Genomic DNA, 16,971 nt, shown 5'->3' with positions numbered 1-16,971 from the left:
ATTGGGCTAGTGTAAGGCGGGTGCGTGCCGGCCGCCATCGAATCGCATCGATGGTCAGCGGCGTTCGCTCGGGTCGACAGGTTCGTCGGCGGTCTGCACGATGCTCACTGGCTTGCCCTTGGCAAGGCGCCACGCGTACACGGCATAGCCGGACAAACCATAAATAACAAACAGCGGCATCAGCACTTTTGGCGGGTCGATCGAAACCAGCGCCAGCGCCAGCGCGATCAGGAACACGACGATGAACGGTACCGATTTGCGGAAGTTGACGTCCTTGAAGCTGTAGAACGGGACGTTGGTGACCATGGTCAGGCCGGCGAACAGCGCGATGCCCCACGAGATCCACGGCAGCTCGGCGCCGGAAAACCCCAGGTCGGTCATCATCAGCACGAAGCCGGCCACCATGGCGGCGGCGGCCGGGCTGGGCAAGCCCTGGAAGAAGCGCTTGTCGACCACTTCGATATTGGTGTTGAAGCGCGCCAGGCGCAAGGCCGCGGCGGCGCAGTAGACAAAGGCGGCCAGCCAGCCGAATTTGCCCAGGCCGCGCAGGGACCATTCGTAGATGACCAGCGCCGGCGCGGCGCCGAAGGACACCATGTCGGCCAGGCTGTCGTACTGGGCGCCGAATTCGGATTGGGTGTTGGTCAGGCGGGCGATGCGCCCGTCGAGGCCATCGAGGATCATGGCGATGAAAATGGCCCAGCCGGCGTGCTCGAAGCGCTGGTTCATGGCCATGACGATGGCGTAAAAGCCGCAGAACAGCGCGGCGGTGGTGAAGGCATTCGGTAAGAGGTAGATTCCACGGCGCCGCATCGGGTTGCCGTCGGCATCGAGCCGCTGGCGGCCAATCTTGCTAAAGCGGGACAACTTGCCACCCTTCGCTTTCGGGACTGAGGGCTTTCTGCGGCGTGGGAAGGTGGCCATATGTTTCCGTTTCAAGTAATTGGATCGCTTCGTGCGGCCGCGTCCGAGAGTGGACGCGGCTGGTTTGCCACTTATTATAGTGGGAGCACCGTCAACTTAGCGATCAGATACTTTTACTTGAATTTCACCTTTCCTACAAGACGCATCTGCAAGGTGGTTTCGCCAGGCTCGAAGCTCGGTTCGGCCACGTCGGCCGCTTCGGCCTTGGCGGCGCGCATTAACATCGGGGCAGCATCCTGCTGGCCAGCATAGTTGCCGGAACCTTCGTAGTCCAGCGTCTCAATGACCGCTTCGCTCATCTTGCGGCCCATGGCGCTGGCGATCGCGGAAACGCGTTCGTTCAGGTTCTTGTAGGTGGCGATGAGACGCTGATCGTCGAGCTTGCGGGTGGTTTCCGGCGACAGGCCGAAATTGAGACCGTTCAGGGCCAGGATTTTCTGCACGGCGGCCGTCATTTTCGGCAGGTTGGCCAGGTTGGTGGTTTTTACTTCCAGATACTGACCGACGCGCCAGCCGGTCGGCACGAGCGGACGAGGCTGCGGCTGGCCGTCGGGACGCGGCGCCACTTCCGGATAGACCGGATAGGTGTAGTAGCCGACCGTTTTCAGGATCGCTTTCGGGTCTTCCCGGCGCACGATCTCGGTGCCCTGCTTCATCTTCTGGTTCACACGCGAGGCGGCGGCGGCCTTGTCCTTGTCCTGCTCTTCGATAAAGAAAGTGGCAACGACTTGGTCATTCGGATGGGTCACTTCACCGTAGGCGGGAACGATCACCAGCGCGCCGGCGGTCGCGAGCGTGTTCTGCGCGGAAGCCTGGGTGGCGAGCGTCAGGGCGGCGATTAATGCAATTTTTTTGAGGGACATGTTTTTCTCCAGGTGAATGACAAGCACGCGAGGTATGAAACCTCATCAGCTTGGTTAACCCGGACGATACCCGGAATCGAAGGGACCACGTACCGTTGTAATCAAAATTTGCAAATTTGAGAAGGTTGATTACATCTCGTTAACTCGTCGTTCCCGCGCAGGCGGGAACCCAAGTTTGTACCGAAGCCACGAGCGGATCTACGAACTTGGGTTCCCGCCGAGTGCCGCCTTGGCGCGGGAACGACGGTGGTACGCTTAGTTCTTCGACTGATCAACCAGCTTGTTCTTGGCGATCCACGGCATCATCGCGCGCAGCTTGGCGCCGACTTCTTCGATCGGATGCTCGGACGTCAAGCGGCGGCGCGAGATCAGGGTTGGTGCGCCGGCTTTGTTTTCCAGGATGAAGCTCTTGGCGTATTCGCCGGTCTGGATATCCTTCAGGCATTGGCGCATTGCATCTTTGGTGGCCGACGTCACCACTTTCGGACCCGTCACGTATTCGCCGTACTCGGCGTTGTTCGAGATCGAGTAGTTCATGTTGGCAATGCCGCCTTCGTAGATCAGGTCGACAATCAGCTTGAGCTCGTGCAGGCACTCGAAGTACGCCATTTCCGGCGCGTAGCCCGCTTCGGTCAGCGTTTCGAAGCCGGCCTTGATCAGCTCGACCGCGCCACCGCACAGAACCGCTTGCTCGCCGAACAGATCGGTCTCGGTTTCTTCACGGAAGTTGGTTTCGATGATGCCGGCACGGCCGCCGCCGTTGGCCATGGCGTACGACAGGGCGATATCGCGCGCCGAGCCGGACTTGTCCTGGTACACGGCGATCAGGTGCGGCACGCCGCCACCGGCTGCGTAGGTACCGCGCACGGTGTGGCCCGGCGCTTTCGGGGCGATCATGATCACGTCGAGGTCGGCGCGTGGCACAACCTGGCCGTAGTGCACGTTAAAGCCGTGCGCGAAGGCCAGCACGGCGCCCTGCTTGGCGTGCGGTGCCACGTTTTCGGTGTAGACCTGGGCGATGTTTTCGTCAGGCAGCAAGATCATGATGATATCGGCTGCTTTGATCGCATCGTTCACTTCCGCCACTTTCAGGCCAGCCTGCTCGACCTTGGTCCACGACGCGCCGCCCTTGCGCAGGCCGACGGTGACGTTCACGCCCGAATCGTTCAGGTTCTGTGCGTGCGCATGGCCTTGCGAACCGTAGCCGATGATGGCAACGTTTTTGCCTTTAACGAGGGAGAGGTCGCAATCTTTGTCGTAAAAAACGTTCATGATAATTTTCCTATAATTTTTAGTGTGGGACGTGCCTGTGGGCACGGATTAAACTTTGAGGATGCGTTCGCCGCGGCCGATACCCGACCCGCCGGTACGTACCGTTTCGAGGATGGAGGCGCGGTCGATGGAATCGATGAACGCGTCGAGCTTGCCCTTGTTGCCGGTCAGCTCGATCGTGTAGGTCTTTTCCGTCACGTCGATGATGCGGCCGCGGAAGATATCCGCGGTACGCTTCATCTCTTCGCGTTCCTTGCCGACCGCGCGCACCTTGATCAGCATGAGCTCGCGCTCGATATGCGCGCCCTCGGTCAGGTCGACCACCTTGACCACCTCGATCAGGCGGTTCAGGTGCTTGGTGATCTGTTCGATCACATCGTCCGAGCCGCTGGTGACGATGGTCATGCGCGACAGGGTGGCGTCTTCGGTCGGCGCCACGGTCAGGGTTTCAATGTTGTAGCCGCGGGCCGAGAACAGCCCGACCACGCGCGAGAGCGCACCGGCTTCGTTTTCAAGCAGGACAGAAATGATATGGCGCATTACAGGTCCTCCGAGCCGAGCAGCATTTCGGACAAGCCCTTGCCGGCCTTGACCATCGGCCAGACGTTTTCGGACTGGTCAGTGATGAAGTTCATGAACACGAGGCGGTCTTTCATCCCAAAAGCTTCTTTCAGTGCACCATCGACGTCGCCCGGCTTTTCGATCTTCATGCCGACGTGACCGAACGATTCGGCCAGCATCGAGAAGTCCGGCAGCGAATCCATGTAGGACTCGGAATAGCGCGAACCGTAGTCGATCTGCTGCCACTGGCGCACCATGCCGAGGAAGCGGTTGTTGAGCAAAATGATTTTCGGCGTCAGGTGATATTGCTTGCAGGTAGCCAGCTCCTGAATGCACATCTGGATCGAGCCTTCGCCGGTGATGCAGGCGACCGTCGCGTCGGGATTGGCCATCTGCACGCCCATGGCGTACGGCAAGCCCACACCCATCGTGCCCAGGCCGCCGGAATTGATCCAGCGGCGCGGCTTGTCGAACGGGTAGTACTGGGCCGCCCACATCTGGTGCTGGCCGACGTCGGAGGTGATGAAGGCGTCGCCCTTGGTGATTTCCCAGACCTTTTGCACCACCGATTGCGGCTTGATGACCAGGTCCGATTCGGCGAATTTCAGGCAGTCGCGCCCGCGCCATTCGCCGATCTGCTTCCACCAGTCTTTCAACGGGGCGGCATTGACCTTGGCGTCGGCGGCGTCGAGCTGCGCGAGGAATTCGATCAGCACGTCCTTGACGTTGCCGACGATGGGAATATCGACCTTGACGCGCTTGGAAATCGACGATGGATCGATGTCCACGTGGATGATCTTGCGCGGGTTGGAGGCGAAGTGTTTCGGGTTGCCGATCACACGGTCGTCGAAGCGCGCCCCGATGGCGATCAGGACGTCGCAGTGCTGCATCGCCATGTTCGCTTCGTAGGTGCCGTGCATGCCGGGCATGCCGACGAAGTTATCGCTCGACGCGCGGTAGCCGCCCAGGCCCATCAGGGTGTTGGTGACCGGGAAGCCGAGTTTGTCGACCAGCTTGTTCAGCTCGGGCGAGGCATTGGCCAGGATCACGCCGCCGCCGGTGTAGATCATCGGACGTTCAGCCTGCAGCAGCAGTTGCACGGCCTTGCGGATCTGGCCCGAATGGCCCTTGTCGATCGGCTTGTACGAGCGCATCTCGATATCCTTCGGATAGTCGTAGGCGCATTTGTGCATGCTGATGTCTTTGGGGATGTCGACCAGGACCGGGCCGGGACGGCCGGTGCGCGCAATGAAGAACGCTTTCTTGATCGTCGCGGCCAGGTCTTTCACATCCTTCACCAGGAAGTTGTGCTTGACGCAGGGACGCGTGATGCCGACGGTGTCGCATTCCTGGAAGGCATCCTGGCCGATCGCGGTGCTGGGCACCTGACCGGAAATGACGACCATCGGGATCGAATCCATGTACGCCGTTGCCAGGCCGGTGACGGCATTGGTAACACCAGGACCGGAGGTGACCAGGGCCACGCCGACGGTGTTCGAGCTGCGCGAATAGGCATCTGCCGCATGCACGGCGGCCTGCTCATGGCGTACCAGGACGTGTTGGAATTTGTCTTGCTTGAAGATGGCGTCGTAGATATACAGTACGGCGCCGCCTGGATAACCGAAAACGTGTTTAACGCCTTCTTCCGCCAGACAACGGACAAGTATTTCGGACCCCGTGATGGTGGCCGATGATTCGTTGTTCATGATACATTCCTTTCAAGACCCATTGGGAGGTGATCGGATGCTCTTTCCTAACGAAATTCGCGTGGCGCGACAGTGCTCAGGCTTCCCTTCTTTCTGCGGTCACGTCGATCTTTCACGTACCCATAGATACGTTACGAACCGGCGCTAAACGCAACTCGTTTGGCGTGAGTTTCTGTAGCGATTACTGCGAACCTCTCGCGCTTGTGGCGCGGGTTAGAGCAAACTGCCTACATATGAAAGCGCGTCACGTCGATGTTGGCCTTGTGTGGCGTTTTCGACTTGACCATACAGCTTCGGGGTTGCAAAGCGTCACATACCTTACTGCGTTGCACCATTCCGGTCAAGTTAAATCGGCCGGGCTTGCCTGCTTTCGTGGCCCTGCACGGGGCAATCGCAGTAAATACCATGCAAAAAGGCCCATTCTTTGCTAGCATGCGTCAGTTTTCTCCAATGCCACAGGCTATGTACCTGAGGTGCTTCATCTCCCCACCCCTGTTCGCATGGCCACAGACAAAGAGTTATCCGATTTTCTTGAGAATGTCGAACGGCGCGCTTTCAAGCAAGCCGTGTACGCCGTCCGCAAGGATGAAGCGGCGCTGGATATCGTGCAGGACGCGATGATCAAGCTCGCCGAAAAATACGGAGACAAGCCGGCCGCCGAGCTGCCGATGCTGTTCCAGCGCATCCTGCAAAACACCATCCTCGATTACTTCCGGCGCGAAAAGGTGCGCAATACCTGGGTCAGCCTCTTCTCGGGCATGGGTAAACGCGAGGGAGAAGACGAAGAATTTGATATACTTGAATCGCTTGAGGCAGAACAAGGTTCCGCCTCGGCGGAATCGAGCGCCGATCAGGTCGAGCGCCAGCAGACACTCAGTCTGATCGATGCCGAAGTACAAAAACTGCCAGCGCGTCAACGGGAAGCCTTCCTCATGCGTTACTGGCAGGACATGGACGTGGCTGAAACGGCCGAAGCGATGGGGTGTTCGGAGGGAAGTGTCAAAACGCACTGCTCGCGAGCCACCCATACCCTCGCTGAATCGCTGAAAGCCAAGGGAATAAAATTATGAACACCGACGATCTGAACTTTGCGTACAAGGTACGCCATGCCCTGAACGAGCACCTCGACGACCTGCCGGCGTCGACCAGCGAGCGCCTGGCCGCCGCGCGCGCGGCCGCGATGGCGCGCAAGAAGCCGCACGCCCCGGTCAAGGCTGCACAAACTCAGCTGGCAGGCAATATCGGCGCCCTGTTCTCGTTTTCCTCGCTCGGCCGCATGAGCGTGGCCATTCCCCTGATGGCGCTGGTGGCCGGCCTGGCTGGCGTGTACCAGTACGAAGAACAGCAGCGTATCGCCGAAATCGCCGAGCTGGACGCGGCGGTCCTGTCCGACGAGCTGCCGCTGACGGCGTATCTGGACCAGGGTTTCAACGCCTACCTCGCGCAGCGCGGCCAATAAGGATGACGCGCGCGACCCCATCGTTGACGTCCCTGGCGCTCGCGCTTGTCTTGTTGGCAACAACTGGCGCGGCGGGTATCGCCGCAGCCCAGACCGGTGCGCCGCCACCCGCAGGCCCGCCGTTGCAAGCCCCGGCAGTCGTTCCGGGGCAGCCTCCAACTCCCGTCATTGCGCCGATCTCCAAGCCCGCACCCGCCATCGCCGCGCCTGCCGCCACGAAACCGGCAACGATTGGCGACAAACCCCTGTGGAAAGAGCTGTCGCGTCCGCAGCAGGTTGCGCTCGACCCGCTCAAGGGCGAGTGGGACCAGATGGAAACGGTACGCAAGCAAAAGTGGCTCGATATCGCCAACCGCTATTCCTCCATGAAACCTGATGAGCAGCTGCGGGTGCAGGAGCGCATGCGCGACTGGATCAAGCTCACGCCCGAAGAGCGGCGCCTGGCGCGCGAAAACTATACCCTGAGCAAGAAGATCGACAAGAGCAAGAAGTCGGTCGAATGGGAAAAATACCAGCAGTTACCCGAAGAAGAAAAGAAAAAGCTGGCACTTGACGCCGCTGTCGCGAAAAAGCAGGTCACCAACTTGCCGCCGACCACGCAGACCAAGCCGCAAGCGCCGTCCAAGCCACCTGCCGCCTGTCCACCCGGCACGATCCGCAATGCCCCGGCTGCCGTGCCGCGTTGCATCGTCAGCTCGATTGCAGGCGCTCCGCTGGCGGCGCCGGCCACGCCGCCGGCTGTTACAACTCCACCGATGACACCGCCGGGCAATCCGGCAGCTCCCGTATCCAATGCAAAATAGTAAGACCCCGATTGCCACGCCCACCCTGAAACGTCGTCTGATCTGCCTGGTGTACGAACTGTTTCTGCTGACCGCCGTGGTCATGTTCGGCCTGCTCATCTTCCTGCTGGTCACCCAGAAACTGAGCCAGAGCATCATCGAATACGGCCGCACGGTGGTGCTGTTCCTGGTGCCGGGCGCTTATTTCATCTATTCCTGGACCGGCAGCGGCCATACGCTGGCCATGAAAACTTGGCGCATCAAGCTGGTCAAGGTGGGCCATGCCAGCGTGCCGTTCAAGGCCGCTGCCGTGCGCTACCTGCTGGGCTGGGGCTGGGTGCTGCCGGCACTCATCATCTGCTGGCGCTTTCACCTGACCAGCAAGACCCAGGTGGCCAGCGCGCTGGCGATCAATATCGTGGCGTGGGCAATGACGGTGTTTCTCGACAAGGACCGGCAATTCCTGCACGACAGGCTGGCCGGCACGCGGCTCATTTCGCTGCCCAAGCCGGTCAAGGCAGCCAAGCCGGCCAAAGCCTGAACCCAGGGGGCGACATGAGCGACGCCTTATGCCCCCTGTGCGGCCGGCCCTTGGGAAAGCTGCATGTCGACCGCCATCACCTGATTCCCAAGACGTACAAGGGACGCGAGCAGTTCGATATCCACAAGATCTGCCACCAGAAAATCCATTCGACCTTCACCGAGCACGAATTATTCAAATCCTTCCATACGTGGGAAGCCTTGCAGCAGCATGACGATATTCGCGCGTTTATCGCCTGGGTGGCAAAAAAGGAGCATTCGTATTTTTCGCGCAATGTGCGCTCGAATAATAAGAAGCGATAAACCGGCTGTATTGATTAAACTTTAATAATCGGCTAACATTTGCTTGAGAAGGCTCAGGTTGGGCTTCCTTCTACCCCTGATTCAGTCTGACCGATTCCCTTCTCACCTTTCAAAAACGGATCAAGGCATGCGCCTGCATCCGTTTTTTGCTATGGGACCCACCATGTCTGTCGATTTCAAAGAAACCCGGGCGCTGCTGCTGCGCCGCCAGTCCAGCGTATTCGCCGTGGAAGGCGCCGAGCGCCAGCCTGAGGCCTGCATGCAGCTGTTCGACATCGACCTGGCCAAACTCGGCTACGCGCTCTCGCAGCGCCTGCGCGCGCGACTGCAAACGCAGGCCGCACCCGCGCTGAGCGCAATCCAGGAAGGCATCTGGAATGTGCTGGCGACGCAGCTCGGCGGCCACCGCCAGCACACGCCGCTTTTCCGGCGCTTCCCCAACGATGTCCCGCATAACACCGAGCGATTGTGGATCGACAGGGTCCTGACGCATTTCATGCAGGCGCCCGGCCAGCCCTGCCTGCACTGCGCCCGCACTGGCACCACCCACGTGCTCAAGCCCTGCCAGCACGTGGTGTGCGACGCCTGCTTCGACGGCGGCAATTACAGCGCCTGTCCGATCTGCCATCGTCACGCCGACCGCGACTCGCCGTTCTTCCTGCCCGCACCCGGGCCGAAACAAAAGGCGGCGGCTCACGCGCCGCTCAAGCTGATCGACCTTGGCGCCAGCATGGACGATACGGCGCAGGCGCTGGTACGCGCCATGTGCGAACGCAAGCAGGCCATGTCGCCGGCCGACACCGACGACTTCAAGGCGCTCGCCGGCGAGTACGGCCTGCGCCTGCTGGCCTGGGTTCCCGACCAGATTCCGGTGCGCGAAAATATCGCCCTGCTGTTCGGCACCCTATTGCAGAAATGCGAGCCCGCCGCAGTGCTGGCCGCCGCCGCCCCGCACATCGGCAGCGCGACGGACGTAATCCGCCTGATCGCCGCCTACTCCGGCGCGGACCCGTCGCTGCAAGGGCAAGAGGTCTACCGCCAGGTACCGGTCGAGCAGGCGCGCCGCTACGTGCGTTTCAAGGACTGGTTTGTACCCGACTCGTACTGGAACGAGCAGCCATCGGTTCCGATGAGGGTCAGCATCAAGCGCTTCAAAGTGGCCAAGCTGGCGCGGCCGCTGCGGCGCGCGCTATTGGGTCTGCTGGAAGGCATGCATCCGAACGCGCTGACCGAGGACATGCTGCGCCACCGCTCGTATTGGGTCTGGCTCGGCCAGTTCCTGCACCCGCACGAATATCACAAGCGTTTTCCGCAGGTGGCCTTTGCGTTCAGCGTGATCCGCAAGAAGGGACCGGACGGGACGCCGGGCCCGCAGTTCGAGACCTTTTACGCCGGACTGGAACAAGCCGTCATGCGCAAGGACGCCATGGCCATGGTCACGCTGCTACGCCAGCGGCCGGGGGAACTGGCACGCCGCTTCGACCATGCCCTGCGCGTGGCCGCTGGCGACAGCGCCGCCAGCAGCGCGGTGCTGGACGCCTTTGCAAAGTGCGCACCGCAGTTTGCCACGCCGGTCCTGCTGACCTTGCGCGCCCTGCTGCCAACCCGCCTGCACGCGGGAGAGACGCGCATCTACTGGCCCAAAGGGTCGGTGGCGACCGGATTCATGGCGCCCGATCAGCGCCCACCCCTGCCGCAGGAAACGGTGAACCAGGCAGTTGCCCTGATCGAGCGCGAGCTGCTGGCGCGCTTTTCAAGCAAGCCGACGGTGGGCGACTGGTTGATCGATGCCGCGCTGGCCGACATCATGGTGCCGTTCAACGAACGCACCGCAAGCCGCTCGGCCATCCAGCTGCCGCGCGGCTCGGTGCTGCCGGTCCCGCCGGGCAAAAAGGCGCGCCTGTTCCTGCACTGGTGCCAGCCGGAGAACGGCCAGCGCAGCGACCTCGATCTCTCGGTCGCGTTCTACGACGACCAGTGGCGCTTCCGGGGAGTCTGTTCCTACTATCAGCTCACGTGCAAGGGAAGCGATGGCAGCATCATCGCCACCAGTGCGGGCGACCTGACGGATGCGCCCTTCCCCGACGGCGCCAGCGAATTCGTCGACCTGGACTGCGAACTGGCGCGCCAGAACGGCGTACGCTATGCGGTCGCGGTACTGAACAATTATTCGGGGATGCCGTTCGAAGACCTGGAACATGCGTTCGCCGGCCTGATGTTCCGGGACGACGTACAAGGTGCGCACTTCGATCCGCGCACGGTGGCGCTGCGCTTCGACCTGGCCGGGACCAATGGTGTATTCCTGCCGATGGTGTTCGACCTGCGGGAAAACCAGCTGCACTGGCTGGACCTGTACGCACCGGGCGGATTTGAATTCAATAACGTGGCAACGTCGACTGCGGCCATCAGTGCCGTTTGCCCGGCCATGATTGCCTACTTCGCCAGCAGCATCCGCATGTCGATGTTCCATCTGGCCTTGCTGCATGGGGCGGCGCGGGCGCAACGGGTGATCTTGCGGGGTGATGGCACGCTGCGCGCGCTGTCGCGCCACGAGGGTGAAGATAACGCCAGCTTCCTGGCGCGCCTGCGCAAGTGGAATCCGCAAGATGTCGACAGCGCGCCCGTCATGCACGAAGCGCCGCTGTTCGCCGCCCTGCTCGACGCCGATATCGCGCTGCCGGAGAACAGCATCGTGTATGCGCTGCGGCCCGGCCTGAGCGCGGCGACCATTGCCGCCAGCGACCTGATTTCGTAAGCCTGGCGGCGCCGGGTCAGAAACGTTCGTAGTCGTGCAGGTAGCGCCACTGCCCCGACGGCAGGCTGGCCATCGGCAGGCGGCCGATGCGCAGGCGCTTGATGCTGACGATGCTCAGGCCGACCAGGCGGCACATGTGCATCAGCTGGCCGGGCTTGACGCCCTTGAGCGCGAAGCGCAGGCGCGTTTCGTTCTGCCAGCTCACTTTCATCGGCGGGATTTCCTTGCCGTTGAAGGTCAGGCCGTGATTGAGCAGCGCCAGGCCGCCTTCGCGGATATCCCCTTTGACCTCTACCACGAACTCCTGCTCGACACGCGCACCTTCGTCGATCAGCTTGCGCGCCACGCGGAAGTCCTGGGTGAACACCACCAGGCCACTGGCCTTGGTTTCGAGCGGCGATGTCAACGTGAGGTTGGCCAGGTGGCGCTTGAGGAAGCGCTGCTTGCCGTGTTCCGCCACCAGCAGGTTCTCTTGCGTGAGCAGGTTCAGGGCCGCTTCGGCGTCGGCATCGGCGCCGGCGCTGTAGCCGGCGGGCTTGTGGAACAGGATGGTGACGGGCGCCAGTTCGACCAGCGTTGCCTCGGGATGGATGACGACGTCCTGCTCGTCGGCCACGCGCGCGCCGGCTTCCTCGACGACCACGCCGTCAACGCTGATCCACCCTCCCGCGATGTACTTGTCGGCTTCCGCGCGCGAGCACGGCATCATTTCGGCGACGCGCTTGGCGAGGCGGATGGTGGAATCATTCATGCAGCTCAGTGCCAGTCTTTAAAAAATGCGGTGAATACGGCGACGACACGTTCGACGTCGGCCGCGTTGATGTTGAGGTGGGTGACCAGGCGCGTATGCTGGCCGACCGTGGCGCGGATATGCTCGCGCGCCAGCGTGGCACGCAGCGCGTCGCAGGCGGCTGGCGGCACCTCGATGTAAAAGATATTGGTCTGCGGCGTGGCCACCTTGAGCTGGGCGATCTGCGCCAATCCGCGCGACAGGTTGGCCGCGTTGGCATGATCATCCGCCAGGCGCTGCACATTGTGTTCGAGCGCGTACAAACCCGCCGCGGCGATCATGCCGGCCTGGCGCATGCCGCCGCCGAGCATTTTGCGCCAGCGCTTGCCCTGTTCGATGAAGGCCTTGTTCCCCAACAGGACCGAGCCGACCGGCGCGCCCAGGCCCTTGGACAGGCACACGGAGACGCTGTCGAAACCGGCGCAGGCCGCGCGCAGGCTGATGCCCTGCTTGACGGCGGCGTTGCAGATGCGCGCGCCGTCGAGGTGCGTGACCAGGCCGCGCGCATGCGCGAGCGTGGTGGCAGCCGCCATGTAGTCGGCGCCGAGCACCCGACCGCCGATGGTGTTTTCCAGCGCCAGCACGCGGGTGCGCGCGAAGTGCATGTCGTCCGGCTTGATGTAGGCCTCAATGTCGGCCAGCGCGATGCTGCCGTCGGGCTGGTTGGCGATCGGCTGCGGCTGGATGCTGCCCAGCACCGCGGCGCCCCCGCCCTCATACTTGTACGTGTGCGCCTCCTGGCCGACCAGATACTCGTCGCCGCGCGCGCAGTGCAGCAGCAGCGCAATCAGATTACTCTGCGTGCCCGACGGCGCATACAGTCCGGCCTCGTAGCCGAACATCTCGGCGGCCGTGTCCTGCAGGCGGTTGACGCTCGGGTCGTCGCCGTACACGTCGTCGCCCACGGGCGCGCTGTGCATGGCGTCGCGCATGGCGTCGCCCGGTTGGGTGACGGTGTCGCTGCGCAGGTCAATCCAGGAGGTGGCGTCGTTATTCATGTCGTCGATTCGGCTTCCGCTAAATGTTGAGTGTAGAAACGCTCGCCCATTTCTTCCAGGCCGAGCGTGGCGAGGACTTCCTGCAAACGGTCGGTGGGACGCTTGCGCGGCAGGTTTTTGTAGCTGGCGATGATCAGCTCATTTTTCATCGAGTGCTCCCAGCCCACCAGCTCCGTCACGTTGACCTGGTAGCCGTGCGCTTCGAGCTGCAGGCAGCGCAGCACGTTGGTGACCTGGCTGCCGAATTCGCGCGTATGCAGCGGGTGGCGCCAGATTTCGGTCAGCGCGCTCTTGCCCAGGTCCTTGCCCTTGTTCTTCTTGAGGACCGTGGCCACTTCGGCCTGGCAGCACGGCACCAGTACCATGAACTTTGCGCGCTTCTTGAGCGCGAAATCGATGGCGTCGTCGGTGGCGGTATTGCAGGCGTGGAGCGCGGTGACGATGTCGATTTGTTCCGGCAGCTTGTCGGAGCGGGTCGATTCGGCCACCGACAGGTTCAGGAACGACATGCCGGGAAAGCCCAGCTTTTGCGCCAGCGCGGTCGATTTTTGCACCAGTTCTTCGCGCGTTTCGATACCGTAGATGCGCGAGCCGTCGTTCAGGCCCTTGAAGAACAGGTCGTACAGGATGAAGCCGAGGTAGGACTTGCCCGCGCCATGGTCGACCAGCGAAATGGCGGCGTGGTCCTGCTGGATTTCCTTGAGCAGCGGCTCGATGAACTGATACAGGTGATAGACCTGTTTGAGCTTGCGGCGGCTGTCCTGATTGAGTTTGCCGTCGCGCGTGAGGATGTGCAGTTCCTGCAGCAGCGCGATCGACTGGCCGGGACGGATTTCGGGCGCCAGCGTTTCAGCCGGCTTGGCCTTATCGGCGGTGGTGTCAGCGCGCTTCATCAATCCACGCCGTCTGAATCGCTTCCAGTACCTTCTCGCCGCCGCGGGTGCGGTCATCGTCGAAGCCGTCGAGCTCAATCACCCAGTTGTGCAGGTCGACGAAACGCACCGTGGCCGGATCGACCTCGGGGTGTTTGTCGAACAGCGCCTCGGCGATGGCCGTGATGTCGCTCCATTTCATGGCAGGCTCCTGATCAATGGTTCTTTTCGGCCGCATGATTGATCGTGTACTTCGGAATCTCAACCACCAAGTCTTCGGTTCCCACGATCGCCTGGCACGACAGGCGCGAGACGGGCTCCAGGCCCCACGCGCGATCGAGCAGGTCTTCTTCTTTTTCTTCAGGCTCGTTGAGCGACGCGTAGCCTTCGCGCACCAGCACATGGCAGGTGGTGCAGGCGCAGACGCGGTCGCAGGCGTGCTCGATTTCAATATCGTTTTCGAGCATGACGTCGCACACCGACTTGCCGGCGGGCGCCTCGATGACGGCGCCTTCAGGGCAGAAGACGGGATGGGGAAGGAATACGATTTGTGGCACGGTGATTGTCCTGGTAGTGTTTCTTAAACTTCGTCGAGCGTTTTGCCGGCCAGCGCGGAGCGCACGCTCTGGTCCATGCGGCGCGACGCGAATTCTTCGGTGCCGTTGGCCAGCGCATCGACCGCGGCGTGCAGGGCGGCCTGCTTCGCCGCCGGCTCGCCTTCCTCGACGTTCGATGCCGCCAGCGCGGCGCGCACGCCGTCCATCAGCGTGTCGACCGAGGCGCGTTCCTCGTTCGAGAGCAGCGCGGCGTCGCCATCGAGCGCCGATTGCGTGGCCAGCAGGATGCGCTCGGCCTCGACCTGCTCTTCGCGCAGCGCGCGCCGCACCATGTCGACCTGGGCCGAGGTGTACGAGTCCTGCAGCATGCGCGCCACTTCATCGTCGGCCAGGCCGTAAGACGGCTTGACGGTGATCGACGCTTCGACGCCGGAACGCGTTTCGCGCGCCGACACCGACAGCAAGCCATCGGCATCGACCTGGTAGGTGATGCGGATGCGCGCGGCGCCAGCGACCATCGGCGGAATGCCGCGCAGCTCGAAACGCGCCAGCGAACGGCAGTCCGACACCAGTTCGCGCTCGCCCTGCAGCACGTGCACCGCCAGCGCGGTCTGGCCATCCTTGAAGGTGGTGAATTCCTGCGCGCGGGCGCATGGAATGGTCGAATTGCGGGGGATGATTTTCTCGACCAGGCCGCCCATGGTTTCGATGCCGAGCGAGAGCGGGATCACGTCGAGCAGCAGCCAGTCGTCGCCGGCGGCGCGGTTACCGGCCAGCAGATTGGCTTGAATGGCCGCGCCGAGCGCCACCACTTTGTCCGGATCGATGTTCGCGTGCGGGATGGTCTTGAAAAATTCGGTGACCGCGCGCCGCACGTGCGGCATGCGGGTGGCGCCGCCGACCATCACCACGCCATCGACATCGTCGACCGACACCGACGCGTCGCGCATGGCTTTTTTGATCGCGGTCATGGTCTTGTTGACCAGGTGCCTGGTGATGTCGGCAAAGACTTCGGCGCTGATCTTGACGTGCACGATCTCGCCCGAGTTCAGCATGGCGTCGATGGTGGTGTCGGCGTTGGTCGAGAGCAGTTCCTTGGCCTGGCGCGCCTTGACCATCAGGATCGCGGTGTCTTCGTCGGACAAGGGGGCCAGCTTGGCCTGCTCGCACACCCAGCAGAACAGGCGGTGGTCGAAGTCGTCGCCACCCAAAGCGGAATCGCCGCCCGTGGACAGCACCTCGAACACGCCCTTGGACAGTTTGAGGATGGAGATGTCGAAGGTGCCGCCGCCAAGATCGTAGACGGCGAACACGCCTTCGGAACCGTGATCGAGGCCGTAGGCGATCGCCGCGGCGGTCGGCTCGCTCAAGAGGCGCAGCACGTTCAGGCCGGCCAGCTGGGCCGCGTCCTTGGTGGCCTGGCGCTGGGCGTCGTCGAAGTAGGCGGGCACGGTGATGACGGCGCCGACCAGCTCGTCGCCGAGCGAGTCTTCGGCGCGCTGGCGCAGCGTGGCCAGGATCTGGGCCGAGATTTCAACCGGGCTTTTGACGCCGGCCACGGTCTTGAGCTGCACCATGCCGGGCGAATCCTGGAAATCGTAGGGCAGATTTTCGGCGTAGGCGATGTCGGCCAGGCCGCGCCCCATGAAGCGCTTGACCGAGACGATGGTGTTCTTCGGGTCGGTGGTCTGGTGGGCCTGGGCCTTGTAGCCGATGTTGGCGTGGCCGTTCGGCAGGTAGCGCACGATGGATGGCAGCAGCGGGCGGCCCTCTTCGTCGCTCAACACTTCAGGACTGCCGCTGCGCACCGTGGCGACCAGCGAATTGGTGGTGCCCAGGTCGATGCCGATGGCCAGCCGATGCTGGTGCGGCGCGGTCGACATGCCGGGTTCTGAAATTTGCAAAAGTGCCATGTGATTACCGATTTCTTTTTATATGCGAATGACGTCGTCGTTCCCGCAGGCGGGAAGGACGTGGCACGCGCGGGAACGACGGGGTACGCGCGGGACGGGAAGCACATACACACGCAAGGCGCATGCGTCCGACAGCGTGCCTACTGCTCCAACGCGTCAAAGGCGAAGCTAAGTTCTTCGCCGAATTTTTCCAGAAACATTAGCGCCCTCACCCCTTGCGCCGCCTGTTCGTAATCGCCCGCGTCGAGCTGCTCGCCGACCTGGACCAGGCGCGAGGTGCGCTCCTGCCTGACCTGCTCGTCGAGCGTTTCCAGCGCGCCGATATCCTTGCCAGCGCGCGCGTCGCCGAGCGCTTCGCGCCATTCCATCTGCTGCATCAGGAACGCCATCGGCATGGCCGTGTTGGACTCGGTTTGCAGGTCGACGCCGTTCTGCTCGCACAAATACTGCGCGCGCTTTTGCGGGTTTTTCAGGGTCTGGTAGGCTTCGTTGGCGCGCGTGGCCCACTGCATGGCGACGCGTTTTTCGGCGTCGGTGGCGTTGACGAAGCGGTCGGGATGCACCTGCCCCTGAACGTCGCGGTAAGCGGCGTCGAGGGCGCCCGTGTCGAGCGTGAAACGGGGCGGCAGGTTGAAGAGATCGAAGTGATTCTGCATGGATGCGGCTATCCGACCGA

Annotated in this window: 18 protein-coding genes; 6 read left to right on the top strand and 12 right to left on the bottom strand. The window is 62.4% G+C overall.

Annotated elements, in window-relative coordinates; translation table 11 throughout:
- Positions 1–54: 54 nt before the first annotated feature.
- The 5 genes from pssA to CR152_RS17560 all read right to left on the bottom strand — a co-directional run bounded on the left by pssA (position 55) and on the right by CR152_RS17560 (position 5,326).
- On the bottom strand, positions 55–924 hold the full coding sequence (gene pssA / locus CR152_RS17580) for a CDP-diacylglycerol--serine O-phosphatidyltransferase (protein ID WP_099876483.1): 870 nt from the start codon (positions 922–924) through the stop codon (positions 55–57).
- Between the two features lie 113 nt (positions 925–1,037).
- A complete protein-coding gene (locus CR152_RS17575) occupies positions 1,038–1,787 on the bottom strand; it encodes an SIMPL domain-containing protein (protein ID WP_099876480.1) in 750 nt (249 codons plus the stop codon).
- Positions 1,788–2,042: 255 nt separating this feature from the next.
- The gene (gene ilvC / locus CR152_RS17570) at positions 2,043–3,059 is read right to left on the bottom strand and encodes a ketol-acid reductoisomerase (RefSeq protein ID WP_054263690.1); all 1,017 of its coding nucleotides are present in this window, start codon (positions 3,057–3,059) and stop codon (positions 2,043–2,045) included.
- Positions 3,060–3,107: 48 nt separating this feature from the next.
- Positions 3,108–3,599 carry an acetolactate synthase small subunit gene (gene ilvN, locus CR152_RS17565; protein WP_054263691.1) on the bottom strand — a complete coding sequence of 164 codons (492 nt, stop codon included), beginning with the start codon at positions 3,597–3,599 and terminating at the stop codon, positions 3,108–3,110.
- Positions 3,599–5,326, bottom strand: a complete 1,728-nt coding sequence (locus CR152_RS17560; RefSeq protein ID WP_099876478.1) for an acetolactate synthase 3 catalytic subunit — start codon at positions 5,324–5,326, stop codon at positions 3,599–3,601. Before CR152_RS17560 ends, ilvN begins: the two co-directional genes overlap by 1 nt.
- 500 nt (positions 5,327–5,826) lie before the next feature.
- Between CR152_RS17560 and CR152_RS17555 the strand changes: the two genes are divergently transcribed.
- From CR152_RS17555 to CR152_RS17530, 6 genes are all read left to right on the top strand, one after another.
- Positions 5,827–6,396 (top strand): RNA polymerase sigma factor, encoded by a 570-nt coding sequence (locus CR152_RS17555; RefSeq protein ID WP_099876475.1) that lies wholly within the window; start codon positions 5,827–5,829, stop codon positions 6,394–6,396.
- Positions 6,393–6,785, top strand: a complete 393-nt coding sequence (locus CR152_RS17550) for a DUF3619 family protein (RefSeq protein ID WP_099876474.1) — start codon at positions 6,393–6,395, stop codon at positions 6,783–6,785. Before CR152_RS17555 ends, CR152_RS17550 begins: the two co-directional genes overlap by 4 nt.
- Positions 6,786–6,835: 50 nt before the next feature.
- Positions 6,836–7,588 carry a DUF3106 domain-containing protein gene (locus tag CR152_RS17545; RefSeq protein ID WP_229413435.1) on the top strand — a complete coding sequence of 251 codons (753 nt, stop codon included), beginning with the start codon at positions 6,836–6,838 and terminating at the stop codon, positions 7,586–7,588.
- Positions 7,578–8,108 carry an RDD family protein gene (locus CR152_RS17540; RefSeq protein ID WP_099876470.1) on the top strand — a complete coding sequence of 177 codons (531 nt, stop codon included), beginning with the start codon at positions 7,578–7,580 and terminating at the stop codon, positions 8,106–8,108. The genes CR152_RS17545 and CR152_RS17540 overlap by 11 nt, the downstream gene beginning before the upstream one ends.
- A 14-nt stretch (positions 8,109–8,122) precedes the next feature.
- Positions 8,123–8,410, top strand: coding sequence for a hypothetical protein (locus CR152_RS17535; RefSeq protein ID WP_099876468.1), 288 nt, complete (start codon positions 8,123–8,125; stop codon positions 8,408–8,410).
- 163 nt (positions 8,411–8,573) lie between these two features.
- Complete coding sequence (locus CR152_RS17530) at positions 8,574–11,165, top strand: MXAN_6230/SCO0854 family RING domain-containing protein (RefSeq protein ID WP_167399906.1); 2,592 nt, start codon at positions 8,574–8,576, stop codon at positions 11,163–11,165.
- Positions 11,166–11,181: 16 nt separating this feature from the next.
- Here the strand turns inward: CR152_RS17530 and CR152_RS17525 are convergent, their stop codons facing one another.
- From CR152_RS17525 to hscB, 7 genes are all read right to left on the bottom strand, one after another.
- Entirely contained in the window at positions 11,182–11,916 is a 735-nt protein-coding gene (locus CR152_RS17525) for an rRNA pseudouridine synthase (protein WP_099876463.1), read from the bottom strand.
- A gap of 5 nt (positions 11,917–11,921) precedes the next feature.
- Entirely contained in the window at positions 11,922–12,953 is a 1,032-nt protein-coding gene (gene ltaE / locus CR152_RS17520; protein WP_099876460.1) for a low-specificity L-threonine aldolase, read from the bottom strand.
- Positions 12,950–13,846 (bottom strand): class I SAM-dependent methyltransferase, encoded by an 897-nt coding sequence (locus tag CR152_RS17515; protein WP_099876458.1) that lies wholly within the window; start codon positions 13,844–13,846, stop codon positions 12,950–12,952. The genes ltaE and CR152_RS17515 overlap by 4 nt, the downstream gene beginning before the upstream one ends.
- Positions 13,833–14,027 carry a Fe-S cluster assembly protein IscX gene (iscX, locus tag CR152_RS17510; RefSeq protein ID WP_099876456.1) on the bottom strand — a complete coding sequence of 65 codons (195 nt, stop codon included), beginning with the start codon at positions 14,025–14,027 and terminating at the stop codon, positions 13,833–13,835. Before iscX ends, CR152_RS17515 begins: the two co-directional genes overlap by 14 nt.
- Before the next feature lie 13 nt (positions 14,028–14,040).
- The gene (fdx, locus tag CR152_RS17505) at positions 14,041–14,382 is read right to left on the bottom strand and encodes an ISC system 2Fe-2S type ferredoxin (protein WP_054263701.1); all 342 of its coding nucleotides are present in this window, start codon (positions 14,380–14,382) and stop codon (positions 14,041–14,043) included.
- Positions 14,383–14,405: 23 nt separating this feature from the next.
- Positions 14,406–16,295 (bottom strand): Fe-S protein assembly chaperone HscA, encoded by a 1,890-nt coding sequence (gene hscA / locus CR152_RS17500; RefSeq protein WP_099876453.1) that lies wholly within the window; start codon positions 16,293–16,295, stop codon positions 14,406–14,408.
- 140 nt (positions 16,296–16,435) lie between these two features.
- Positions 16,436–16,951 (bottom strand): Fe-S protein assembly co-chaperone HscB, encoded by a 516-nt coding sequence (hscB, locus tag CR152_RS17495; protein WP_099876451.1) that lies wholly within the window; start codon positions 16,949–16,951, stop codon positions 16,436–16,438.
- Between the last annotated feature and the right edge of the window lie 20 nt (positions 16,952–16,971).

It is taken from the genome of Massilia violaceinigra (assembly GCF_002752675.1).
GTDB classification, from domain to species: Bacteria; Pseudomonadota; Gammaproteobacteria; order Burkholderiales; family Burkholderiaceae_D; genus Telluria_A; species Telluria_A violaceinigra.
This window is presented reverse-complemented; position numbering and strand designations above follow the sequence as displayed.